The 25,525-nt window shown below is 43.7% G+C and carries 20 protein-coding genes; 11 read left to right on the top strand and 9 right to left on the bottom strand.

The window, feature by feature from the left end; all coding sequences use genetic code 11:
• Window positions 1-41 precede the first annotated feature (41 nt).
• The 5 genes from ACSLBF_RS16965 to ACSLBF_RS16945 form a co-directional block, all read right to left on the bottom strand.
• Window positions 42-1,199: a fatty acid desaturase gene (locus tag ACSLBF_RS16965; protein ID WP_440054516.1), complete on the bottom strand. Its 1,158-nt coding sequence runs from the start codon at window positions 1,197-1,199 to the stop codon at window positions 42-44.
• A 13-nt stretch (window positions 1,200-1,212) separates the two neighbouring features.
• A complete protein-coding gene (locus tag ACSLBF_RS16960) occupies window positions 1,213-1,464 on the bottom strand; it encodes a 2Fe-2S iron-sulfur cluster-binding protein (protein ID WP_440054515.1) in 252 nt (83 codons plus the stop codon).
• A gap of 10 nt (window positions 1,465-1,474) precedes the next feature.
• Window positions 1,475-1,792: an AzlD domain-containing protein gene (locus ACSLBF_RS16955; protein ID WP_440054514.1), complete on the bottom strand. Its 318-nt coding sequence runs from the start codon at window positions 1,790-1,792 to the stop codon at window positions 1,475-1,477.
• Between the two features lie 10 nt (window positions 1,793-1,802).
• A complete protein-coding gene (locus ACSLBF_RS16950) occupies window positions 1,803-2,513 on the bottom strand; it encodes an AzlC family ABC transporter permease (protein WP_440054513.1) in 711 nt (236 codons plus the stop codon).
• 457 nt (window positions 2,514-2,970) lie between these two features.
• Window positions 2,971-5,964: an ATP-binding protein gene (locus ACSLBF_RS16945; protein ID WP_440054512.1), complete on the bottom strand. Its 2,994-nt coding sequence runs from the start codon at window positions 5,962-5,964 to the stop codon at window positions 2,971-2,973.
• Between the two features lie 183 nt (window positions 5,965-6,147).
• On the opposite strand from ACSLBF_RS16945, the gene ACSLBF_RS16940 reads away from it, so the two are divergent.
• The 3 genes from ACSLBF_RS16940 to ACSLBF_RS16930 all read left to right on the top strand — a co-directional run bounded on the left by ACSLBF_RS16940 (window position 6,148) and on the right by ACSLBF_RS16930 (window position 7,863).
• Window positions 6,148-6,546: a hypothetical protein gene (locus ACSLBF_RS16940; protein WP_440054511.1), complete on the top strand. Its 399-nt coding sequence runs from the start codon at window positions 6,148-6,150 to the stop codon at window positions 6,544-6,546.
• Between the two features lie 257 nt (window positions 6,547-6,803).
• Window positions 6,804-7,310, top strand: coding sequence for a peptide deformylase (gene def / locus ACSLBF_RS16935; protein ID WP_440054510.1), 507 nt, complete (start codon window positions 6,804-6,806; stop codon window positions 7,308-7,310).
• 28 nt (window positions 7,311-7,338) lie between these two features.
• Window positions 7,339-7,863, top strand: a complete 525-nt coding sequence (locus tag ACSLBF_RS16930; protein ID WP_440054509.1) for a GrpB family protein — start codon at window positions 7,339-7,341, stop codon at window positions 7,861-7,863.
• Window positions 7,864-7,966: 103 nt separating this feature from the next.
• Here the strand turns inward: ACSLBF_RS16930 and ACSLBF_RS16925 are convergent, their stop codons facing one another.
• Both ACSLBF_RS16925 and ACSLBF_RS16920 read right to left on the bottom strand, forming a co-directional pair.
• The gene (locus tag ACSLBF_RS16925; protein ID WP_440054508.1) at window positions 7,967-8,842 is read right to left on the bottom strand and encodes a hypothetical protein; all 876 of its coding nucleotides are present in this window, start codon (window positions 8,840-8,842) and stop codon (window positions 7,967-7,969) included.
• 180 nt (window positions 8,843-9,022) lie between these two features.
• On the bottom strand, window positions 9,023-9,454 hold the full coding sequence (locus ACSLBF_RS16920; protein WP_440054507.1) for a YbaN family protein: 432 nt from the start codon (window positions 9,452-9,454) through the stop codon (window positions 9,023-9,025).
• Between the two features lie 111 nt (window positions 9,455-9,565).
• Here ACSLBF_RS16920 and ACSLBF_RS16915 point away from each other — a divergent pair, with 111 nt between their 5' ends.
• The 5 genes from ACSLBF_RS16915 to asnB all read left to right on the top strand — a co-directional run bounded on the left by ACSLBF_RS16915 (window position 9,566) and on the right by asnB (window position 16,004).
• Window positions 9,566-10,813 carry a Zn-dependent hydrolase gene (locus ACSLBF_RS16915; protein ID WP_440054506.1) on the top strand — a complete coding sequence of 416 codons (1,248 nt, stop codon included), beginning with the start codon at window positions 9,566-9,568 and terminating at the stop codon, window positions 10,811-10,813.
• 127 nt (window positions 10,814-10,940) lie between these two features.
• Complete coding sequence (locus ACSLBF_RS16910) at window positions 10,941-11,387, top strand: hypothetical protein (protein ID WP_440054505.1); 447 nt, start codon at window positions 10,941-10,943, stop codon at window positions 11,385-11,387.
• Window positions 11,384-12,805 carry a sodium:solute symporter family protein gene (locus tag ACSLBF_RS16905; protein WP_440054504.1) on the top strand — a complete coding sequence of 474 codons (1,422 nt, stop codon included), beginning with the start codon at window positions 11,384-11,386 and terminating at the stop codon, window positions 12,803-12,805. Before ACSLBF_RS16910 ends, ACSLBF_RS16905 begins: the two co-directional genes overlap by 4 nt.
• Window positions 12,806-12,914: 109 nt before the next feature.
• The gene (locus tag ACSLBF_RS16900) at window positions 12,915-13,985 is read left to right on the top strand and encodes an aspartate/ornithine carbamoyltransferase family protein (RefSeq protein ID WP_440054503.1); all 1,071 of its coding nucleotides are present in this window, start codon (window positions 12,915-12,917) and stop codon (window positions 13,983-13,985) included.
• Between the two features lie 9 nt (window positions 13,986-13,994).
• Window positions 13,995-16,004, top strand: coding sequence for an asparagine synthase (glutamine-hydrolyzing) (asnB, locus tag ACSLBF_RS16895; protein WP_440054502.1), 2,010 nt, complete (start codon window positions 13,995-13,997; stop codon window positions 16,002-16,004).
• A 72-nt stretch (window positions 16,005-16,076) separates the two neighbouring features.
• Here asnB and ACSLBF_RS16890 read toward each other — a convergent pair whose 3' ends face one another.
• Window positions 16,077-17,357: a porin gene (locus ACSLBF_RS16890; protein ID WP_440054501.1), complete on the bottom strand. Its 1,281-nt coding sequence runs from the start codon at window positions 17,355-17,357 to the stop codon at window positions 16,077-16,079.
• Window positions 17,358-17,538: 181 nt separating this feature from the next.
• On the opposite strand from ACSLBF_RS16890, the gene ACSLBF_RS16885 reads away from it, so the two are divergent.
• The 3 genes from ACSLBF_RS16885 to ACSLBF_RS16875 all read left to right on the top strand — a co-directional run bounded on the left by ACSLBF_RS16885 (window position 17,539) and on the right by ACSLBF_RS16875 (window position 23,542).
• Complete coding sequence (locus ACSLBF_RS16885) at window positions 17,539-19,497, top strand: methyl-accepting chemotaxis protein (RefSeq protein WP_440054500.1); 1,959 nt, start codon at window positions 17,539-17,541, stop codon at window positions 19,495-19,497.
• A 198-nt stretch (window positions 19,498-19,695) separates the two neighbouring features.
• A complete protein-coding gene (locus ACSLBF_RS16880) occupies window positions 19,696-20,547 on the top strand; it encodes a D-hexose-6-phosphate mutarotase (protein ID WP_440054499.1) in 852 nt (283 codons plus the stop codon).
• 190 nt (window positions 20,548-20,737) lie between these two features.
• A complete protein-coding gene (locus tag ACSLBF_RS16875; protein ID WP_440054498.1) occupies window positions 20,738-23,542 on the top strand; it encodes a TolB family protein in 2,805 nt (934 codons plus the stop codon).
• Between the two features lie 49 nt (window positions 23,543-23,591).
• On the opposite strand, the gene ACSLBF_RS16870 is transcribed toward ACSLBF_RS16875, so the two are convergent.
• Complete coding sequence (locus tag ACSLBF_RS16870) at window positions 23,592-25,376, bottom strand: PKD domain-containing protein (protein ID WP_440054497.1); 1,785 nt, start codon at window positions 25,374-25,376, stop codon at window positions 23,592-23,594.
• Window positions 25,377-25,525 lie beyond the last annotated feature (149 nt).

Genomic DNA, 25,525 nt, shown 5'->3' with positions numbered 1-25,525 from the left:
TCTTTTTAGGGGTTATGTTTAATAACATGTTAAGCAGTTAATTATGTCGCTTCTTTTGAATAGTTGTTGAAGTCAGAGATATAGCCCGTCTCTTTTTCAGATACTACACTGAACACATGTTCAATCGCGTTATGGATCCCCCAAATGTCGATATACTCAGGTTCTCCTTCTGCAAGGTTATAAAGCGCTTTTTCTCTGTTGTACCTAGCGTTTACCCAATCAAAACATAATGGCTTTCTGTGGTGGTAATCATGTTGTGGTAGATCACCAACCAGAATAAATAGCCTAATTGGTAAGTGATAAAACAGCTGTGCGAAGTACCATTTTAGCTTTTTAAAAATGCCTTTCTCTGGGTGTTTTGAGCCGCAAAATCTACCCCAAGAGATATCACTGTAAAAGTACGGATCTTCCAAAAGCTCTTGTTTGTTTTTTATATTGTTTTCAAACCAAGCGTGCTCACTACAGATTTCGATGAAGGCACTAATTTGATACAAAAACACCACCGGAATGATGTAGGCGAAGAACAATGCGCTGAAACCACCTGTTAAATAGTACGGCACCACTAATAAGGCGGTGATGTAGGCGATGGAGAATAGACTTCTAACGCTTCTTTCGGCACTGATGTTGTAGCCCAAACGCGTGATAAAGAATGAGATATGGAAGATTGGAGAGAAAATACTGATGAAGAAGTTCATATAAAGATTCTTCTTTTTCTCACCAAGATCGATACCAAATACCGAAAAAAACTGCACTATCGGATCATATTTTGTGGCGAATGTAAGTGGACCATGGTGTATTTTACAGTGATCAACTTTGTAGGTTTTGTAGTCCTGCGTTAGCATCAATAATGTCACAAAGTCGCCGAGCAGCATGTCAAAGCGGCCATTCCCACTCAGTCTCTCGTGTACGCTTTGATGTAAAATAACGGCGGCCATACGTCTTGTCGAAAAGACCAAGCCTGCCCAACATAGCAGCATGACTGCAATGCTTTGCCCTTCCACTTGGTTATAAAATCCGACAAAGTAAGATAGGAAAAAAATGCTCAGTACAAATAGTACGTATACTGACCAGTGTGTTTTTATAAGAGGTTTCTGATCCGCGCACGGTTTTCCAGTTAACCAAGTTGCAAATGATTTAGGAAATAATGAGTTGTTATATGATTCTCTAATTTGTGCACTTTGTTCTTTATTCAACTTCATGGGGTAATTCACTCTACTGAATTATTTCAATATCTGATTTTGGATAGCTCTGACACGCCAGCAACCCGGCCGCATTAGGTGATGTTTTTACTTCACCCGACACTAAGTGGTAGCGGCACTGGCCGCACTCTCCGGAGCCACAGCTATATTTAAAGTCAACGTCTCTGGCACGTAAAATGGTGTCAAGAATGGTCTTACTCTCTTTTCCTTGCATTACGCAGTTGTTGACTGTGATGTTGAACTTTTTACTTCTTTTGAAAAACACGCTATCTCCTTTAGGTCAAAATAAAGTTTTTTAACACAAAAAATACCGCCATACTGGCTAACACCACGACTAAAGTATTTTTCACGAAAAGACTTAATAAAATGGTAATGACGCCCGCTATCAGGAACGGGTTATTGATATCTGTTGTGGTAAATTCCATCGTGCCGAATACGATGGGAGCAGCCATTGCGGTTAAAATGCATGGCGCCGTAAAGCTTAAAAATCGCTGCACTCTTACATCAAGTTTGATTGGTAATTTGTCCATAAAGAATGCATATCGCATAAAAAAGGTGATGCAAGCCATCATGGCGATAAGAAATAGGCTCATGACTTCGTCCTTAATCGTTGTCTTTATCTAAGTAGTAGCCAACTACCATGCCAATCAATGCAGATAGTAGAAGCTCATTCGGTACTTTCATTTTGTGAAAGACCACAGCACAAGTTGCAGAAACGAGCACTGCCGCAAGGACGGGTGAAGACTTTATGTTTGGAACCACCATGGCAATAAATGTGGCTGCAATAGCAAATTCCAGACCTAGGCTTTCGAGATTAGGAATGCTAGTCCCTGCGATGATCCCAACGAATGTAGATAGGTTCCAGATGACGTAGAATGTCGCACCGGAGATTAATGCATAATCAAGTGGGAAGCGGCCTAGCTCCTTGCGTTTGTTTTCAGTGACTGCAAACATTTCATCGGTCAATAAAAAGGCAAGCAGAATTTTGTGACCAAAGGGCAGTTTGGTTGCGCATTCTCGAAATGTTGCTGAGTAAAGCAAATGTCTGGAGCTTATTACTGCAGTACTCCCCAGTATAGTGGTGATGCCACCACTAGCTCCAACAATGGTTAGTGCTGACAATTGTGCTGCGCCCGCAAAGACAAGTAGAGACATCAATTGAGACTGAAGTGGGGTTAAACCCACCTGAATAGCCAAAGAACCACACAGAATGCCCCACGGTATCACTGCGATAGACAATGGCAAAATGTCAAAAAATGCGGCCAACTTAATGGAATTAGCCGACTTAGCTGAATAAACACGCTCCGTGCTCATGATACATACCCAATACATCGTCATGAAAGAGACAAAGAATAGCTATTTTCTCGATTGTTTACTTTTTATTCATCGAAGATATGACGCTATCCTGATATTGTCAGTGATTCAATTACAAATTTTCGGCGGGGAATGTACCCTAAATTGGGTCTTTTATCAACATTAAATAAACATTAAATAAACAATGTTAATGGTGTGTTTGTTTTTTTGTTTTGGCTATTCTTATCATTGTGTTACATGTTTTTTTTTAGGCCTTTCTTGTATTAAATAGAAGTTATCTAGATGACCTTAGTATCCCAAAAAATATAAGAGAGTAAATGCTCTACATCGAGATGTTGCGCATATTTTTTTTATAAACGACTATAAAAACAAATAAAATACCCACTCATTATTGTTCTTTTATTTGCATTAAACTGAAATACACGTGATCACCAGGCTGATTTTAAAGAGGCACAATTTACGTTGCATTATCGGTCTTCATCAATTCGCCAAGTACGAGATAGAGCTTGTCTAAATCAATAGGCTTAGCGATATGCCCATCAAAACCCACTTTGCGATACATTCGCACGCTCTCGGTCATGACATCAGCTGTCAATGCAATGATAGGAATTTCAGGGTTAATTGATTTGATTGATTGACAGGCTTTAATACCATCCATCACTGGCATGTGAATATCCATTAAGATCAGGTCCGGTTTAATTTGCTTGAGAATATTGACAGCTTCTACGCCGTTTTTCGCCGTTTTTAAAATGGCGTTAGTTTTAGACAGCATCGAGTCGATAACGATTTGATTGATATCATTGTCCTCTGCGACCAAAATGGTTTTACCAGATAAGTCGGGCGGAAGAATAGATTCAAGTTTACTGACGTTTTCAGCTGGGGTTGTTGATTTTTTGAGTGGTAGTTGAATCGTGAAGGTTGTACCAACGTTTTCTCGACTTTCAACATGAATACTACCATGCATGATTTCTATCAGGTTTTTGGTGATAGCCATTCCCAAACCCGTGCCGCCAAAACGCCTAGTGATAGTTGATTCTGCCTGTGTAAAGCGACCAAAGAGGTTATCTAGCGCGACTTTACCCATGCCAATGCCTGAATCGATAACGAGAAACTGCAGCATAGTTTGTTGTTGTTTTGATATGGTGCTGACATGGACATCGACTCCCCCTCGTTCTGTAAATTTTACGGCATTAGAAACGATATTAAGTAGTATCTGGCGCACTCGGTAGGGGTCGCCTAGCCAGATCTCATGGTTATCTTCTTCTATGTGCGTATTGAGAGAAAGTTGTTTTTTTTCTGCAATGGGAGCCAGATCAGACGTTACAGAGTCAATAATTTGTTTCACCGAGAATGGAATGGACTCTAATGAGAGCATTCGCGCCTCTATTTTTGAAAAGTCGAGAATATCATTAATCACAGCAAGCAGTGACTTTGAAGAAAACAGCGCGCTAGCAACCAGCTTGTTGTATTTATGGGCACCTAAGTCATCATGGAGAATTCTTAGTGTACCCATGATGCTGTTTAAGGGGGTTCTAATTTCATGGCTCATATTTGCCAAGAACTCACTTTTTATTTGACTAGCCTGTTGTGCTTTCATTCGTTGGGTTTTGATATCTTCTTGATATTTCTCTAGTTCTGTAATATCTCTGATCAGTGCGACAAACAATAGAGTATGTTTCAACTCGACTTTAGACACGACGATTTCTACTGGGAATGCCTCGCCATTCTTTTTAATAGCAGCTAGCTTGCGTGTTTTTCCCAGCACGGATTTTTCAAAGTTATACTGGTTGCTTTGCATGTAGTCATCATGGTGTATCGCGATGTCTTGGGGCATTAACATTTTTACTGAATGCCCTATTACCTCTGATTTTTTATAACCAAATAACCGCTGGGCTTCATTTGAAAATTCCTTAATCTCACCTCCTTTATCAACAACTACAAGCGCTTCCCCGAGCTCTTCTACAAAAGTTTTTTGCATCTCTAGGCTTTCAACGAGCAGTTCCTCTTGTTTTCGTAACTTGGTGAGTACATCCTGGTTCTGACGCCAATAGTGCATGGCAAGACCAAGCAAACAAGACAAGAGTAGCCCCAATATTAATGTAATTTCAGGCAAAGGCGTGCGAAACTGAGCGATGGTTTGAGGGAGTGTGTGAATTTGCAGCTGATATTTGTTGAGCCAAGTTGTACTTGCTGTGATGTTTCCTGAAAAACGCCTTAAATCGTCTTCAGATTGATAGATTGGCATATCGTTGAAATAAATCGCGATGCCAAACTCATCGATGAAACCCTGTTTCATAATGTAGTCGAAGAATTGCGTTAAATCGTAAATGCCCAACATGTGCCCACCAAACCTTTTATCATCGAAAAAGATAGGGGCAGCCATCAGTAATCCATCACCACCTTGTATTAGCGTTACCGGACTTGATAGCACAGTAGTGTTGTAATTTCTTGAGTACTCAAGAACTTGGCGCCTTTTAGGCTCAAATTTAAGATTGATCCCTAGTTCTTGCTCGTTGCCAGTTTCTGGAGATACCCATCTTACGGTTCCGTTTCTGTCAACCCACTCGATGGTTCGATGCCAAGGTTGGTCTTTAATATAGTTATCAGCGTCTTGTTGCCACAACTTATATGTTGTGCCTTCAGCAGCTTCCCAGCGGTCAGCCATTCTAGCCAAGGCGAGTTTGGATTTCTCATAATGAGCATCCAAGGCTGAGGTCAGATTATTTAGCGTGTTATTTGTATAAACTTGAGCGCGATTGACCTCTGTGTTTGTAAACCCAAGCCAAGCTGCGACACTGGCCAGTGAAAGCAATAACATAACATAGCTACTGGCTCGAAATAGTAGCTGTTTAAGGCGCGTGGCCACGCTTAAAATGAGATGCAGGGTAATTAGTGCAAAAGCTATTATAGTTGGAATTGACATTCGAGCTATATGCCCTTCACTTAAACTTCTCTCTAATCCGAGTAATATGCCAGCTAGTGATACCCCAGCGACACTGATTGGAACGGTGATGAGTGCAAAAGCAATTTCTACCGCAAAGGTTCTGCTTTGCCATATTTTATTTATGGTGAAAGCTGTGAAGCAGGCTAGAAAACAGATTGCAGTAGTTGGTGCCATTCTACCAGGAAACAGATCATTGCTGGCCTTTGGGGTAAAAAACAAGGTATCAACACCGATATCAATCTTGAAAATATACTGAGCAAGAGTGGTCACAGTGATAGCCAAACCGATAAAAAGTGAGAGCCAGCTTAGGGCCTTAATACGGTGATGTGTGGACAGTCCTGTCAAAGCGAGTAAAGCGAAACAAAGGGCTGTATTCACCTGCATTTGCGGTAGCGTTGGCACAAAATAAGTCAGTGCTAGGGTATTTGAAAACCAACCATACAGAACAATCAAGCACAGCAGTAGCAAGGAAATATCAGTTATCTGAAGTGTCTTTCGGGTGGTCATCAGCTTCCTTGGGCGTCAGTTAGTAGCACAACGGTTAGTATAGGAACTATCTATAAGGTTCGCCAAAGGACTGTGCTTTTTAGCTTCGGTTCAGGGTTTCAGATAAGCAGAAAACAATCATTTCATAATTTTTGGGTGTGGTTACAATAGCGTCAATAAAAAGTTCTCTTAGTTGTTTGAAAAATGAAGTATCGATGTGCAGGCTATATCCTGATGTTTTACGCAATTCTGGGCTTGTTTGTCTGTCTTTCTATGATAGTAGACAACCAAACTCTGTCGGCAACAACGCTGTTCAGTGGCGTTATCTGCTATATCGTGTTACCGATTTATGGGATTGTTGGGGTAAAAAAGAAAGATCTAACAGCATTGCTTGTGATGGCTTTGTTATTTTTGTTTATCAGTGTTCGTTTTACCGGAGAAGCAGCATGGTTACCCGTTATCTCACCGATTGCGATCTCATTTCCCATAACCGATTTTCCAGAAGGTGAAGGTTATTTACTCGATGTTTTCGCACTGCTGATGACGGGCTGGTTTTGTTGGTTGCTGATAGATGTGCTTAAGCACCGGAATAGGCAACTTTGACTTTATCAAGCGCAGCCCTCAAAACCCACTGAGGGGAACAAAAATCAAACAGCAATCAACAATCAACAGGCCCTAGGAGAAGGCGGTGCTTGAAGTCAGTGAAATTTTCTACGCTTAGACTGGCACCGAGCACGTTGCACATCCGAGGGTTCTTTCCCGAGCTTTGATGGTCGAAAGTTAGGGAAGTGTATAAGTTATCTATGTCTGCTGTGTTATGCTGCGCATCCTAATTTGTAGAAGTAAATAAAAAGAAACCTATGGCTATTTTGGAAATACTCACCGTGCCTGATCCTAGGCTCAAAGTTAAAGCAGAACTGGTTCAAGATATTGAGGCTGTTCAACCATTAATTGATGACATGCTTGAAACAATGTATGCAACAGAGCATGGAATAGGCTTGGCAGCAACACAGGTGGGCCGTAAAGAAGCGATTGTTATTATTGATATTTCAGACACCAGAGATCAGCCACTGATCTTAATCAACCCGCAAATAGTGAGTGGAACAGACAAAGTAATGGGTCAAGAAGGGTGCTTATCAGTGCCTGATTATTATGCAGATGTTGAGCGTTATAGTGCTGTGGTTGTATCAGCGTTAGACAGAACGGGTCAGCCAATCACCGTAGAAAGTGACGACTTCCTCGCTATCGTAATGCAGCATGAAATTGACCATCTCTCTGGCAATGTGTTTATCGATTACCTATCACCACTAAAGCGCCAAATGGCGATGAAAAAGGTGAAAAAGTATCTAAAAGCGACGGCGAGTTAAGGCGTTGACAGGATAGCAGATAGTCAAGATGCAAAACCGAATATTGGAAGTAGTGGAATATAATCCACACTGGATAACCCAATTCGAGCGAGAACAAAAAGTGTTGTCTGCTGTACTGGGCGATACGCTGTTGCAAGTTGATCATATTGGTAGTACTTCAGTAGCAGGATTAGTGGCTAAGCCAATAATTGATATTTTACTCGAAGTATCTTGTCTCAAGCAGCTAGAACAAAACAACGATCTACTGGCAGTAAGAGGCTATACCGCAAGAGGTGAAAATGGCATAGTGGGTCGCCGCTACTTCCAAAAAGGAGGCGTGCAGCGTAGTCACCATGTACACGCCTTTGTTCGCGGTCACATTGAATTGAAAAAGCATAGAGCTTTTCGCGATTACCTTCGTGCATTCCCAATGCATGCTGCAGAGTATGGACGTATCAAACAGCTGGCTGCACAACAAGCTAATCACGATATACCAGTCTATATTGCGTTAAAAAATGACTTTATTGAAAAGCATTTAGCTAAGGCGATGAAGTGGTATCAAGCAACAGTGTAACGTTTAGATTCCTGTAATATGTTGCTTTTTCGGGGTGCGGGTTAGTCACAAGACATAAAAAAGGCCAAATATGATGACATATCGAGCCTGTTTTATCGTTGAATTACTTCAGTGAGTGTTGACCATCGATGATGACGCTTCCTGAGATATTTCGGGTATCGACGGAGCCAGAGGTATCATCAGAGATGGTTAACGACCCAGCCTTAACCACTCGGATGTTACCAGATTCATCTTCAATCTGGACATGGCCGGAAATGTTTTCAATATCTATGTTGCCACTGCTATCGACAACGGCTACCTTACCCTCAATATCTCGCACATAAATACCACCTGAACCGTCGTCAATTTCAACGTCTTTGGCTGTGACTATCGTGATAGAACCAGAGCCATCATCAATTTCTATGTTACCTGCGACTTTTATATTGATGTCGCCTGAGCCATCATCAATCTTTAAGTCGTTTGCTTGCTCAATAGAAATGTCGCCACTGCCGTCGTCAATTTTAGCGCTGGCAATATTACGCAGAATAATATCACCCGAGCTATCATCGATTTCCATCCTACCCTGAATATTGCTGATCTCGATGTCACCCGAACTGTCATCCAAATTGACGGCAAGATTACTAGGAATAGAGATTGTTAGATCGATTCTAGGGCTTTGCCCGTTGTACCAGTTAAGGTTGCTATTGGTGTTCGCTTTAGCAATAAGTTGTGCTCTGTCACCATGTTGCTCCAACGTTAGGCGGAAGCGCTCGTCCTTGGTAGTAAGAATATTGGCGTCAACACGTATTTCTGACAACCCATCTACACCAATAATTTTGATATCGCCACTATCTACATTGGCATGCAATGATGAAATCTGTGTTGTAGATAAGGTTAGTTTTTTTTCCAGTTGATGATTGGCTGGCGACTCTGGGCTTATATGGATAACGCAGCCGGATAAATTACTAACGGCTAATAGACTGGTTAGGATTTTTTTCATTTTTATATTTCCTGTTAGTGGCTCCAAAGCATTTATTCAAAGCATTTTTGCGGAGCATCTAAAACGTATGGAAACTATGATAAGAGCAAATAGCGAAGCTGGCAGTAATAGTGTGCAGTTATTTTGTAACTTTTCGTGAGTGACAAAAAAGAGCTCTTCTCAGACTGCGTGAGACGAGGCTTAAGTTAGATCAGAGGTATCGTCGATCGGAGCAGCCGATGGTTTACTAAAAATATAAATTAGCACTACGATTTCAATCAATGCCACACTCAATAATATCCATGCAGAAGGGCTTTTTAGCCACAACAATGTAAATCCAATGCTCATTCCTAACGCAGCACCAACTTTACCTTTACGTGGAATAACTCGATGGTGATGCCAAGCTTGTAAGCTTGGTCCAAACTTGGGATGCTCGAGCAACCATTGGGCAAATTTGGGAGAAGAGCGAGTAAAGCAGGCTAAAGCAAGGATGAAGAATACCGTCGTTGGCATAACTGGCAGCGCCATACCAACAAAGCCCAGTCCAACAAAGATAATACCCGCCGCGTGTAGCCAAAAGCATTGATTGAACAAAGACTTTTTATCCGCTTTTGGTGTTGTTTTTTGCATCATGCTAGTTGCTGCTACTTGCTGCTCGGTTGGTATGTTAAAGCTTATCACAGTCACCGCGTTTCGCGAGTTTTCTACTAAGCTATCCGTATTGGGAATGTTATGGAGAGGATAGTGGATATTAATATTGAACGATTAAAATCAACCTTAATGGAATTATCGAAATTTGGATATCGAGAGGACGACAAAGGGATCTATCGTCCAGGCTTTAGCGAAGCGGATTTTGCAGCGCGAAAATGGCTGATGTCGATAGCTGAGCAGGAAGGGTTCATAACCAGAATGGACGGTGTCGGAAACGTGATTATTGAATATCATGCTGAAGATGTCGCGCCGGATACGCCAGCGGTGATGATTGGATCGCACCTGGACAGTGTGCCTGCTGGCGGGATGTTCGATGGCACCTTAGGTGTGATTGCTGGATTAGAGTGTATAAGAACGTTGAAAGCGCAAAATATAAAGCTAGCCAAGCCTATCTGGGTCATTGGCACCAGTGAGGAGGAAGGGCGCTTTGGTGGTATGATTGGCGCTCAAGCGTTAACGGGAAAGCTCACCCCACATCAAATACTCACTAGTCATGACCCTGATGGCATCATGCTATCAGATGCCATGCGTAGCCAAGGTTTGGAGCCTATGGAAGCATTGAGTGCGAGGCTAAATCCAAATCTGATTGATAGCTTTTTTGAACTGCATATCGAGCAAGGCCCAGTGCTAGATCAAACAGGGGTACAAATCGGCGTCGTCGAGGGTATATCGGGTGTTTTTAAGTGGATTGTAAAATTAATAGGGAAGGCTGATCACGCAGGAACTGCACCGATGGAAATGCGCAGCGATGCTTTTATGGGGTTAGCTGATTTTGCTTATCAAATTAACCGTATTATTGCGGAGGATGGTACGGATACGACGCGTATTACCGTCGGTAAAGCCGAACTAAAACCGGGCTTTGCACATACTATCGCGGGTGAGGTTGACTTCACCATTGTGGCGAGGGACATGGACGAAACGGTGATGGAAAATTTGGCCGCATCGTGTAGAAAAGCGCTGTCAGCAATAGCTAGAAAACACAAGTTGATGTTTGAATATGAGCAAGTGAGTTGGCTTACACCAATGAAATGTACCCCCTCAATTGTAGAGTTTATCGCGCAGCAAGCACAGAAGCTTAAATTAAATTATCAAGTGATGCCAAGTGGCGCAGGTCATGACAGTCAGTTTTTTACCGATATTACTGATACTGGACTGATCTTTATTCCGTCAATCAATGGTATAAGTCATGCGCCAGATGAATGGAGTCATTGGCACGATGTCCAAGCTGGAACCGAATTATTGTATCAATGTGTATTAACCAAGGCGGTGAATAAGAATTAACTGCTGGAAATGTTTGAATCCTGGGCTAGCCTTTGTTACTACTAAAAAGGTGAATGGGACCTAATTTCAAAAGATGGGGCTGGCCGTCAGCTGAGCTTTGTCGTTAACACAAAACTGATACAGGATTATGTTAGGGATAGTGAGTGTTTGGACCACACAATTAGCAATGGCAATTTTGCTAGCGATGAGCTTTGGTGTGTCTGCCGCAAAGCTAATCGTCAGCGAGGAAGTTGCGAGTGCCGGTTATATAACCATTCATATTGAGCACACAGGGCCGCCTTCTAGCTATGATAGGTCAGAGCTTATCGTTACCAATATCACCTCAAATCACTCATTTTCTCTCACCCTACCCGCAGCACAGAGCGCGGTCACACTGTCTGGCCTGAGCGATGGGCAGCATTCAGTCAAATATATCGACCAAAGCGGCGACGCGTTAGCAGAGACTTCCTTCATTGTTAAACACCACGATCTGAATTTGGCGCTGATATTGTTTGCGCTAGGTGCGGTGTTGTTTGTCATATTAACGGTTTTGATTGTTATAGGTATGAAGCAAACAGAGAGGGAATCAGTATGATAAGCGCCTCTTTAGCACTCACAATTGCCATGGTGTTTGCGGTTTTCTGGGTTGCTTTTGGCTGGTGGCTGGGTAAGCAGATAAAGACTCATAATGAATTTGCTTTGGCAGGCAGAAATGTCGGGATGGCATTCGCTTGTGCTACCGCGATGGCAACTTGGGTCACCAGTAACACCACCTTAGTTGCGCCGCAACTGACCTATCAATTTGGTGTTTGGGGCATGGTCGGTTATTCCTGCGCAGCATTTGGCCTATTGCTGTTTGCGCCGCTCAGTCAGCGGATCAAAACCCTGTTACCTCATGGCTACACCAGTGGCGACTTTATTAGGCTTCGCTTCGGACGTTTTTCCTGGTGGATATTTTTACTCATTTCTTTTGTGTATGCGCTAAGTTGGTTGGTTAGTTTGGGTATGGCCGGCGGGATCTTACTGAATACCCTCAGTGGTCTAGATTATCACTTGGGCATGTCGCTTATTCTACTAATGTGTGTAATTTATACCTTGTTTGGTGGGCTAAAGGCGGTGATTGCCACAGATTTCATTCAGGCGATCATTATCTTGGCTGGAGTGGTGGGAATTGCAATAGCCGTTACAAATAATGTTGGACTCGACGCGATACACACCAAGCTTACATTAGATCATTCCATGTTACTGAACCTATTGTTTCCTGCCGCAATTATGTTCCTGTTTAACAATATCTTTTTTGGTTTAGGTGAAATATTTCATAGCAATGTATGGTGGTCCAGAGCATTTGCATTCAAAGGTGGTGTTGGTAAAAGAGCTTATTTGGTCGCAGGGTTACTGTGGCTGCCGATCCCAATCGTAACAGGATTCATTGCTCTTGCGGCGCCAAGCTTGGGCTTGTTTCCGGCCAGTGCTGATATGGTGGGGCCATTAGTCGCCAGCCATATTGTCGGGCAAGTGGGGTCTGTGATTCTATTTATCGTAGTGTTTTCCGCCTTAGCGTCCAGTCTTGATTCTTTACTTGCAGCTACCTCAGATTTGATCAACCAAGATATTTACGTGCAATACATTCATCCTGACTCCACGGATCAGCAGCGCCTTAAAAGTGCCAAATGGATCATTGTTGGCTTAGGGCTGCTGACTTGGGGGCTCTGTTTACCAAAACTAGCCACCTTAGGTGCATTGTTGAATTTTGCAGGAGCTTTTGTGGCTAGCACTATTTGGCCCATTGCGTTTGGCTTGTACGTTGCTCGACTCACAGGTAATGCCGCAGGCTTAGCTATGTTACTGGGGACGAGTTGTGGCTTATTGAGTTATTTCTTTATTGGTTTTTATGTGGCTGCACTGATTTCATGTGCGGTGTCTTTAATGGTTTGCTTGTTGGCTTTGGTCGTCAGTAAGCAAACGTTCCGTTGGCAAGAGTTGGCAGTTAAGTCAAAAGTGGAGGAAGCATGATCACTGTAAGTGCATTTTCATGGTTGATTTGGTCTGCGATTTTGATCAGTTGCTTATGTCCAGTAGTCCTTGTCGCAATGTTTATTCATGATTATAAAAAGAGGCAGTTATGGTAAGTGCGCAGCAAGTAGAGTTTGATAGGGCGCAACCTGATGTGTATGGGGATGCACATCCCAAAGCGTTGTTAAAGGCGATAGAAGAGGACGGCGAGTTATTACACTGCCTAGAAAACAAGCACATTATCAGTGCGGATCATTTAGATAAAAGTGTGTTGGTGCAACTGTTCAGGCTGGCAGCTAAGTTTGAGAGCAACCCAGCCAGATACAGTTCACCACTGCAAGGTAAAATTCTCATCAGCGCTTTTTATGAACCAAGCACCAGAACGCGACTGTCCTTTGAAAGTGCGTGGCACCGTCTAGGGGGCGATATTATGTCAATTACTGATAGGTCGTCCACAGGCATCGCGAAAGGGGAATCACTGCAAGATGTGGCTGAAATGTTTAACAATTACGGTGACTGCGTAGTACTGAGAGATACAGCAATTGAGTCCATTGAAGAAATGATCAGTTCGTTGCGTATTCCTATCATAAACGCCGGTAATGGAACCGATGAACATCCGACTCAAGCGATGGCCGATCTTTACACCATTTTTAAATGGCAGCCACAACTACTACAACCTGAAAGCGAAGGCTTTTCACCGATAAAAATTGGCGTTGTCGGAGTGCCTAGCCAAATGCGTACGGTACGTAGTTTGCTAAAAATGTTCGTACATTTTCCGGAAATCGTAGACGAAATCGTGCTGATCTATGACGACAGCGTTGCAGATGCGGTCGATGAATCTCAGCTCGCGCAATTAAGGGATGTGGGTATTAATATCACATTAAGCCACGATCTAAACGCCAGTCTACCAAGCTTGGATGTGGTTTATATAAACTCTATAGCTTGGGTAGGTGAAAGCTACGAGACCTATGGTAAGAGCTTCAAATTAACGAGCTGCTCACCGTTGAAGCAAGGAGCCATCATTCTTCATCCGCTAGCGAGAGGCGAAGAACTATGCACGAGCTTAGATAATACAACACACAACTGGTACTTTAGTCAGGCCAGAGGTGCGGTGTTTTTACGTCAAGCTCTGCTAACCTGCATGGTGCAGCGCTCGAGCGCAGTTATGGATGTTGTTTAGGGAGTTGTTATGTGTGGTATTGCAGGGATTTTTTCAGTTTCACCTGAGCGTAAGTTAGATGACCAATTACTGGTAAATATGGCTGCTATTCAGCATCACCGAGGGCCTGATGGTTTTGGATATCATCAACTCGATGGGGTCGGTTTTAGTCATGCTCGATTATCTATCATTGATTTAAATGAGCGACGCGCTAAACAACCTTTTTGTAGTGCAGATGAATCGCTAATGTTGGCGCACAATGGTGAGTTTTATGATTTTGCTCGCATTCGGGCAGATTTAGTTGCACAAGGCGCACGCTTTAATAGCAAAAGTGACTCAGAGATTGCGATTCATTTATATCAACGCTTTGGTTTAGAAGAAATGTTGGTGCATCTTAGAGGGGAATTTGCCTTTGCACTTTATGACCGAGCGCAAGATACTCTCCATTTAGTGCGTGACAGGTTTGGTATTAAACCGCTTTACTACACGCAAACCAATGAGAGCGTGATATTCGGTTCAGAATTAAAAGTATTGTTTGCACATCCAGATGTTGAACGCAGTTTTTCAAGTGAAGGCCTGTTTCACCAACTCATCCAAGTCATGGTTCCCGGCAGTACTGCATTTTCAGGTATAAAGCAGGTCAAGCCAGGTCATGTAGTGAGCATCAAACGTAGTGAGCAAGGCTTTGATATTTCAGATAACACTTATTGGGATGTGAATTTCCCCAAAGCCGAGCAGCATCGTAATGCCCAACCTGAAGAAAACTATATTCAAGGTGTTAGAGAGAAGCTGCTTGAGGCTGTACAGCTGCGTCTTACTGCGGATGTTCCGGTTGGCTGTTACCTCAGTGGTGGCATAGATTCTTGTGCTATTTTGGGGCTATCTTCCGCTGCGGCACAAAATCCTATTAAGGCATTCACGATTGGCTTCGATAGTGCTGCTTATGATGAGACGCCAATTGCACAGGAAATGGCACAGGCAACTCAAGCTGACCATCACATTATGTCACTCAGTGGTGATGAGCTTTACCAGCATTTCGAGCAGACCTTGTGGCACACAGAAAGAACTATCTACAACACATTAGGCGTTGCTAAGTACTTGATGAGTAAACAAGTCAACCAAGCCAATTACAAGGTGGTACTCACCGGAGAGGGTTCCGATGAACTGTTTGCAGGTTACCCCGCATTTCGTAAGGACCTGTTTTTGTATGGCTTAGACGAACTTGATGCGCAAGAAAAGCAGCAGTGGCAGGAGATGCTGGAACAATCAAATAAGTTGTTTAAAGGCGCGATGCTCTCTCGTGAGCAATATGATAGTGCGGCATTGGATAAAGTGATAGGTTTTACACCCAGCTGCTTGCAGCCATGGCTTGCCTGTAGCACCTTTGCACACCAGTTATTGGCTAAATCACATCGTGCTGAAATGGTCAGCTATGATCCGGGCAGTGCCATAGCTCAAGCGCTTGATGAACAACAGTTGGCAGAGCGCCACCCATTGGACAAAGCTCAGTATGTGTGGATTAAAACGATGCTAGAAGGGCAAATTTTAACTTGGGGTGGTGATCGTGTGGATATGGCCAATTCTATGGAAGCACGCCCTGCTTTTTTAGATCATCATTTGGCAGAGTATGCATTCAACATCCCTCCTCAATATAGAATTAAACAGCGCAAAGAAAAGTATGTTTTGCGCGAAGCCATGAAAGGGTTGTTACCAGAAACCCTCTACAACAGAGAGAAGTTTGCGTTTATGGCACCGCCTGCGCACAGCGATGAAAAAAAATGGACAGCGATGCGTAAATTAGCAGATAAATACCTGTCAAAAACGCAAATTGAGCGAGCCGGGCTGTTGGATCACGATGCAGTTTTGGCCTTGTTTGAATTACATGACTCTCCAGAAGCAGATGATGCACTTAAGGTGCAACTTGATGCGGTCATTAATCACCTTCTTGGGGTGCAAATTCTCCATCAGCACTTTATTGCAACCGATGTCCCGGCACTTGCCGCACAGCGCGCTGTTGAATTGGGTTGGTCAGCGAATTAACGAGATTGAAAGCTCAAAAGAAAACCCCAGCATTGGGGTTTTCTGTTTATTGGATATGCGTTAGGGAACTTTTTAGAAGTAGTAACCAAAGTTGATATTAAAGCGGCGCTCGGTTTCGTCGCTGTCACCTGCAATAGAGCCGCCAATAAAAGGCTGGTTTTTCGCATGAACAAGGTCGACGTAGGTGAAGAATGACCCAGCGGCCAAAGAGACACCGGTAACGTTCATCCAAGTATCTTCACTCTCGTCAGATTTGTCATGGATGATGCCAAAGTCATTATAAAATTGTAGGCCGGTTATTGGTCCTATCTCCACCGGCATACTATACGCGACGTTAAAATTAGACATAGTGGCTTCGGCCGCGATGGTGTCGTAGAACGCATAGGCACCCACAGCCATACGATTGACCTCATCAATGTCATAGTGGTATTCACCATGCTGTAGCTGAAGATTCCAAGGGCCAATGTTGCTGTTGAGGTGTACTGCCCACGCATAGTAGTCGCCTGCTCGGTCATTACCATCGTGTAGGCCACCTGATAAGCCAGAGAAGCCAAGCTCAGTCGTCCCACCTTTATGTTCGAAGTGATAGGCGTAGCGACCAACCAACGTGTTATATTCGCCAATAGGCTGTGTTGGATTATCGTAGATACCATCATCAGCTAGACGAAAACCAACGACATCATAGGAATAACGATCACTGCGATCTTCTACATAACCATCAACACCGCCTAATTCATCGTTTTTGAAAAAGCCAACATCAAGCTGCCAGTTATCGCTGAGTTTGCGTTTAAACACCACGCCCATGTCGTGATCGTCTTCTAAACCGATGTAGTAAGTGGTGTTAAAAAACCAGTTATGAGAATTATAAGGCCAATTACCAAATGGCACTTTGGTCATGCCCACTTGTGCCTGCCAATCATCAGCAAAATCGTAATCAAGATAGGCGTATTTAATTGCCGACATGTAGTCGAAGAAGCGAATTTCTGCGTTTAATCCAAACCCGCCAACATTGCCCGAAAAATTGACTCGAAAAATATCAAAGTCAAAATCTCCACCACGATTTTTATTGTCATCGTCATAGGAGGTATGACTAAAGTTGGTTCTGACTGCTCCACCAACTTTAATCGATGGCGGTGTTGGCTTGGCCGCTACCTTCGCTTTGTTTTTAGCTTTTTCCTCGCGCTTTTTTTGTTGCTCAGCACGCTGTTGCTCTTTATTTTCGAGCTGGATTATTTTCTGTTGCAGCTCTTCAAGTTGTTTTTTCAATGCAGATAACTCTGAATTGTTGGCAAGCACTGAGCTGGAGGCGAGCGCCAAACCTAGGCTGAGTGAGAGAGTAGATGTTTTGAACATAACATTCCCGTCGTGTTTGATTGAGTGAGCGTGATTGAATTTGCTCGAACAGTTGAAGTATAGACCGAATTTTTCAGCGATCTTGCGAATATAACCTATCAGGATAACAAAAAAATTGGATTTCTTGCTCATAGACGCGCCCCTCACTATATTTTTTTTAATAGGCCTTAGGATGCGCACTATGAATATTTCGCAAAAATTAAAGTTATCTTTTGCCACTGCGATTGCACTCCCTTTGATTATCATTGCTGCTCTCACTATCAGCCAAACACGCCAACAAGCAAAAGAGAGCTTTTCAGAACTGAGTAATCGAGAAGCATTGCAAGTCGATAATGGCATCCAACTGTTCTTTTCTGAAATTGCTAAAAATGTTGATTACTTAGCTTCCTCTGGAGCGGTGTTAGAAGCACGAGGTAGCGTCAAAACATACATGAACACGCAAAGTGCCACATTGTTAGACTCGCGCAGTGGTAGTGATATTGAGAAAACCGCATTCGAGCTATTCAACCATTTTGGTAATACCCACCCCGGGATTGCCTATATTTACATGGGAAATGAAGAAGGCGGTTATATTCAGTGGCCGCAGGGAGAGGTAGGAGCACAATACGATCCAAGAACCCGCCCTTGGTATCGCACTGGGCGATCGGGTGGGGGGGAAACCATTCGCACTAGTGCTTATTATTGGGCACCCGATGATATGGTGATTGTATCCACAGTTAAAGCAGTACAAATCAATGGCAGAGATGTTGGTGTGCAAGGGATGGATGTATCGCTTAAGGGCTTAACAAAAATCATCAGTAGCATCAAATTGGGTGAAACAGGTTACTTGATGCTGGTGGAAGACACCGGAAAAGTGTTAGTGGATGCAAAGCATCCTGATTTTAGATTTAAACAATTAACGGATGTGGCCAATGGCACCTACCAAACATTAGCGGAAAATCTGCAGGGACTGTTTGAGGTTGAAATAGATGGGGTGCGTTATTTTGCCAATATTTATACCTCAAAGCTGCTTGGCTGGAAGTTTATCGGTTTGGTAGAAAGCCGCGAGGTCATGGCTAATGCCAATGCGATGACGTTGAGTATTATCGCCATCAGCGCCATTTTGATAGCCATATTTGTGGCGATCGCCAGTTATATTTCAAAACTTATTTCAGCGCCAATTGTAGAAGTCAGTGATGGTTTGACCGAAATATCTCAAGGGGAGGGTGACCTAACACAAAGGCTCACCATACGTGGGAAAGATGAAACGGGTAAATTGGCCAACAGCTTTAACCTGTTTTTGAATCTGATTGCTGATTTAGTCAAGCAAATTAATCAGTGTGCTCAGCAAGTTTCAGAGGCATCACAACGTGCCGCATCTCAAGCCAATGAGTTAACAGGCGCTACCGATCATCAGCAACAGTCATTGGAAATGGCGGCTGCGGCAATTAACCAAATGGCGGCGACAGCCAACGAAGTGGCTGCCAGTTGTGCCAATGCAGCTGATTTGGCTTCGCAAACACAAACCGCGTCAGAGCTAGGACAATCGGTTATCACCGAAACGGTGGCGAGTGTTGCTTCACTTGCGGATGTTATCAATAAAGCGACTTCTGATATCTTGCAGCTAGACACGGAAAGCGAAAATATCATGTCTATCCTCAGTGTGATCCGCGGCATAGCGGAACAAACCAACTTACTGGCACTCAATGCGGCGATTGAAGCGGCGCGTGCAGGTGAGCATGGTCGAGGATTTGCCGTGGTTGCGGACGAGGTGCGTGCGCTTTCTCAGCGTACCTCAGAGTCTACTGAAGAAATTGCTTCGCAGCTCGATAAACTACGCAAAATGACCGAGCGGGTTTCATCGGAGATGGAGCGTAGCCTCAGTCGCACAGAAAAAACGGTTGAATTAACCCATTCGGCTCAACAACAGTTCACTGAAATCACCATATCTATCGTCAACATTAGTGATCTTAATACACAAATTGCAGCAGCCGCGGAGGAGCAGCAGCATGTCGCTGAAGACATCAATCGTAATGTTGTGGATATTAAGAACTCAGCAGATAGTGTCAGTGATATTGCAGCTAACACGAGTGAAAATGGCGATAAAATAAAGTCGTTGTCAGCGAAGTTAACAGCATTGGTAGGTAAGTTTAAAGTTTAGCTAAAGGTTAATCTCGGTGAGGTTGTCGTTCAATTACTTAGTTGTTGAGTTTGATGTCGTGTCGAGACAAGACTCCTTGCTATAAATAATCGTTGTTAATACCTTGCTTAAGTCGCAAATACTTCATCTAGAAGACGGTTTACTCTAATCAACTAAATGGTAAGGTAACGGTAATCCATTAATTAGATAGGATAAAAAATGGAACTATCATCGTCAGTATCAATTGAACGTACAGAATCGGGTCTGGAGTACATTCTGGTTAATAGTGATAAATGTCGAGCTAAAGTGTTCTTACAAGGCGCGCAGTTAACCGAGTTTACGCCAGCAGGGAAAACGAATCTGATCTGGGTCTCAGAGGCCGAAGATTACCAAGAAGGAAAGCCCATTCGTGGCGGTATTCCTATTTGTTGGCCGTGGTTTGGTGTCCATGGCCGTGCCGAATGGCCAATCCACGGTGTTGCCAGAAAATGCCTCTGGCGTGCTGAAGACGTTATAGAAAACGAACAAGGTATCTCCGTTAAACTATCCCTTCCGATGAGGCTGGTGGATGAAAACTATTGGCCTTATCAATCAAAACTAGAAGTGGAGTTTGTTTTTTCTGAGCAGCTAGAAGTACGACTCACCAACATAAACACGGGAAAAGAGACGTTTACGCTCACTCAAGCGCTACATACCTATTTTCCTACCTCTGAAATTAAAGAAACCACCGTTGATGGGTTGCAAGGTGCACAGTTTATCGAGTTTGGAGAAGGGCCATTTACGCAACACGAAGTGGTTGCCTTTGCTCGCGAAACCGATATGGTCTACACGCAGGCTGCGCCATTGCAAACGATTACGACTCCATTAGGCACTATAGAAGTTAAACGGGAAGGTTCAAGTTCATGTGTATTGTGGAATCCATGGATTGAAAAATCCAAGCGGTTAAGCAATTTTAAGGACGAGGAATACCATAGAATGCTTTGCCTAGAGGCCGGGAATGTGATGGATGATGCTGTGACATTAGCACCCGGTGAAAGCCATACATTGGTCACCGTGATTCGTTGGATCTGATGTTTGAACAGTGGGGCTGGTCCAGCCCACTGCACTACAGCCTGTTGATCAACAGGCCCTAGGTTGCTCAAATTCTATGCTTTAATACCTCGGTAATATTATCTTACGTTTTCGCACAACTTCTTAGCTGACACTGAATGTACTCATTTTGCATACTACAAAGGTTCCGTGCAAAAAAGAGTTTAACTATATGAAAAGAATATTATTGATGCTCACGCTTGGATACAGCGTGATGACGCACGCCGAGGAATGGCGTACCATAAAAACGGATAATTTTCGTGTTCATTACCCCGCAGAATTAAAAGAGTGGGCGCACTCGGCCTCAACCGAATTAGAAATCGTACGTAGCAAGGTACTTGAGCAACAAGCGCGTGCATTACCTACCATTGCTGATGTCGTGGTCTATGATCCGGCGAATATGGCTAATGGGTTTGCGTTACCAAGTACGGATAGCCCGTTAATGGCGCTTTTTGCGACTCCGCCACAATCAGATACCGTGATCTCTAACCAAGACAGCTGGCAGCAATTACTTATTCTGCACGAATACATTCATTTGGTTCATCTTTCTCAGCCTAGCCGGAATAAATGGCGACAGAAACTACGTGATTTACATGATGTTAGTGATGTAATTATGGCTGTAATGCCACGATGGGTAGCGGAAGGTTATGCGACTTTACTTGAATCGAGACTCACCGGACGGGGACGTTTACATGACAATTATAGCGAGGCAATATTACGCTACTATGCACAACAAGGTGCACTGCTACCATACAGCAAGCTAAATAACGGCGATGATAGTTATTTATCAGGTTCCATGGCTTACATACTTGGTGTGCGTTTTTTAGCTTGGCTAGAAGATAACTATGGCGCGCAGACATTAGATGCTGTTTGGACGCGTGCGCAGGCGGTAAAAAGCCGTGACTTTGAGGAAGCTTTTAGCGGTGTATTTAGAGACTCACCAGCAACGCTGTACAAGCGTTTTGTTGCCGAGTACACCTATAAAGCCATGCAGTCACAATATCAGCAGCCACCAAAGTTAGACAAACTTTGGATGCGTTTCGATCACGGTGCTAGAGACGTTCAACTTTCTCCAAATAAAAAGCAGTTTTTAGTGGTTGAGTCGAGTAAAGACGACGAAATCAGCTTAAAAGTGTATGAAACAAGCGAAGATGAAAAAGCAAAAGAACGCTTTTTGGAAGCGCAGGAAAAGTTGCTAGAAGCAGACTCAAAAGACATTACCGATACCGCTCCTGAAGTGTTTCCTCGTAAACATGTGATGAGCTTACCTGAAAGCAATCACCGAGGTATTTTACATCCACAATGGTTGGATGAGCAGCATGTGTTATTTGTAGCCAAAACCCGCCTTGGTAATGGGCAATACGTGAATGATTTATTTCAATGGGATCTTGAAACAGATCAAGTAACTAAGCTCACCGAAAAAGCTGGTTTACGTCGCTTTACTATTCGGTCTGATACTTCAGTGATTGCTGAGGTTGCTAAAAATGGAGTGTCGTATTTAGCTGATATTAACCTTACCACCGGTGAACAACAGCCATTGTTTACGCCATCGTTGGGTACGCTGTTCGACCACCCTGTGATGGATCCGACACACTCACAACTCGCTTTTGTGGCTAAGGACCTTAACCAAGCATGGCGTCTCGAAGTATACGACTTCGCAAGTGAGCAGGTGAAGAAGTTACTAGCGCCAGAAGGGAGTCAGTTCCTAGCGTCGCCAACTTGGTCAGACGATGGTTCGGAAATTTATTTTGTCGCGGGTGTGAAAGGGAATTTAGAAGTTTACCGCTATCAATTTGCAAGGCAGCAGTTGTCAAAGTGGCAAAGTCGTCAGCTAGTCGTGAGACAGATCTTGCCCCAGCCAGAAGGGTTGTTGTACAGCTTTGTCACACCACAAGGGGTTCGTATTAATGAAGCAACAGAGTTAAATTGGGTAGCGGTTACAGCACGCACGGACCCGTCGCAAGTTGCCCGTCAACCAGCGCTGCCTGCTAAGTTGCCTGAGGCAGAAATATTCCCTGAACAATATCATTCAGCGCCATACGATCCATTGCAGCAAGCAAGTACGCTGACATTATCCGAACAATTTAATTCCGCTTCTGTGCATTCCCTATCGGTGGGTCTTAAAGGGCAAGACTTCTTGCAAACACTCGCTTGGCAAGTCGGTGCTGATTTGGATGTGTTTGATGGTGATTACGCGGGATATTATGCGGGGCTTCGCTATAAAAGTGGACAATGGCAGACTAAGCTCACCGGGAACTATGCAGAGATAGATCTGATGGATCAGCAGCAATCGGTGTTATTGGGGGTAAAAGAAACAAGTGCACTAGAACTATCGACGGAATATCGTTGGTTGGGAGATAAATACTCATTTACACCGTACCTGTCAGGTGTGTCGCTAGATAATGGCGTCGATACGTACAACGGGGGAGTGATTGGTGGGAAAGGTGCTTGGTCTTACGATACGCATGCTTCGGCCTTGGCACTAAGCGCAACAGCAGAACGCTGGTTGGGCGATATGGAAGGTTATCGTTATGGTGCTGATTTACATGCTAAATTATGGCAAGTCCCTATTTGGTTGGATGTAGACAGTCGTTATATGCAATCTGGTGGGCTAACATTGGGCGGGGTGAACCTAAGCAGTAATGAAGTCACCCGACGCTATGACATGGTAACAGAGTCAATGCTGCCGTTTTCATTTGCCACAGGTAGAAAATATTTGGGATATGGCGTAGCGACCAGTGCTAACAGCAAAGCTGGTAGTCCGAAGTTGTTTTATAGACAACATCAGGTCGACAGTGAGGTTGTCGCACAGACTTACGGTGTGAGTATAGAAATGCGACTGTCATTAGGATGGGCTGAACAGTTTGCGCCAGCTGGATTAAGCGATTTGAAGTTAGACACAGGTTTGGGTCGAGTTGAAAGCGATCTATTCGAAAATGAAAATCGTGTCTGGTTTAATGTTTGGTATGAACTATGAAAAAGGGGCGCTTAGCGCCCCTTAACATCAAAGGGAAATGGTGAGTAGATTAGTTGTTGTGGTCTGCCATGATTTGTACACCAGAGAAAGAAGTATAGCCTCTGATCATGACCCAATAACGGCCGCCACCTTGTGTCATTTTGCACGTTTCTAAGTTGCCATAGCGGTATGGACGACAGTCCCAATTACCCGTTGTTGGCTTGCTATCTTTACGCACATATAAGTCTGCATCACCGCTACCTGCGCTCAAATAGAAAGTCACCTGTGATACACCCTCAGGTGCATCGTAGTAAAAGAACAGCTCATCGCCAGAAGCACCAGAAAGCCCAGTTACAGGCTGACGCTTCTGTAATTGTTCATCATCTGGTTGGGTGGTGACAACCACCTCTTGCATGGTGTTAGCTGTACGATTTTCGGTGTCTGTAACACTTAACTCAACCGTATAAGTGCCCGCTGTTGGGAACGTGTGATTGACTTGCGAGCCTGAAGCCGTTGCGCCATCACCAAAGCTCCAGTCATGTGCCGAGATAGGGCCGTTTGGTGAAGAAGATGCCGCACCATCGAAGCTACAGCTCAAATCACTACATGTGTAGCTAAATTGAGCTACCGGGTCAGGTGTAACTGGGCCATTATCCCCAATTGGCACTACACCGCCGAAGTGGTTTGATACCTGTGGCCAAATGCGACTGATCTTAACGCCTTGGTTCGTACAGCCGCCAAAGTGGTGAAGCGCAATGGCATTTTTGGTAGCAGCAGCAATAACGGGTGAGCCAGATGAACCACCAATCGTGTCGCAGTAATAACCGATATCGGTGTCTGCGCCTCTGCCGTACTCAGATGCTACGTTTACGCTACACAAGCCATCAGCATCTTTATCTGATTCGATAGAAAGCTCTTTAGGATTACCAGAACCATGCTGAGGAATGTAAATACGTTCGCCCTGTGAAGCGTTTCTAACATCTAACCCGAAGTAACCAAAAGGCGCAGCTTTTTCAAAGTCGTTAATGGTGAACAGGGTATAGTCTAGTGTGTAGTCAGTTGCGAGGAAATCTTTACCGGTCACTTTGACAACGGTTTCGCGCTGGCTGCCATTACAAGAAGTCGCTTGGTAATTAAACCATACCTCAGTATTTGACAGTTCACCCGCAGTTTCAACACAGTGATTATTAGTAAACATGCGGTTGTCAGAACCAACACGCCAACCCGTACATAAGCCACTGCCGTTCATCAAAAGTCTTGCAACAGGTCTTGAACGCTCAAATTCTTCTGGGTGAGAATTAGCCCAGCATTGCACATCTCGACGTTCATTGGCACCACAAGTAGACAGTCCGTCAAAGTCATCAGAGCTGGTATTTTCTGTACCGTAGTAGTAGAAATCGACTTCTGGAATTTGCTTTTTGTTACCGTTACCTGGCGTGTATTCTACAATCGCTTTGTCAGCAGAGACTGACATCGCGAAAAACTGCTTTTGTCCATCATCGCCAAGTTTAGTGTCAACCGTTGAAGCACGCATGTTTTGCTCTGTGTACACATAGCGTTCGTTAGTTTCATCAGAGCGCACAACCAGTTTTCCACCGCCAGATAAGTCTAAATTTTTAAAGTGTAATTTAATGTAGCTTGCACCTGGGTGAGATATCTCTTGTGTAATGACATGCTGACCACTAACCGGACCATCGCTGCCAACCAGTGCCAAGTTCAGCGCGTATTTTTCGCCAATTACCGCTTTGTTTACTTTGCTGGTGTATTTCATCATCTGTGCTTCTGTCAGCGGTGCGTTGGCCATCACACTGCCTGATAACAGGCCCAGTACAGGTAATAAATAAGTAGGTTTCATTGTTATTCCTTTTTTGAGAGTGTTGTATGTGGATGCTTTTTGTTCACCCAGCATCCAAGTTAGGAATAAAACAGAACCTTGTAAAAGATTATGTTATTATAGATATTAACATTTATATTACTTTTTGTTTTCATTTGTGCGGTATCTAA

The sequence above is a fragment of the Pseudoalteromonas sp. T1lg65 genome (genome assembly GCF_051930985.1).
Lineage (GTDB): Bacteria > Pseudomonadota > Gammaproteobacteria > Enterobacterales > Alteromonadaceae > Pseudoalteromonas.
Note: the sequence above shows the minus strand (reverse complement) of the source record. Positions and strands in the feature narration are given on the sequence as shown.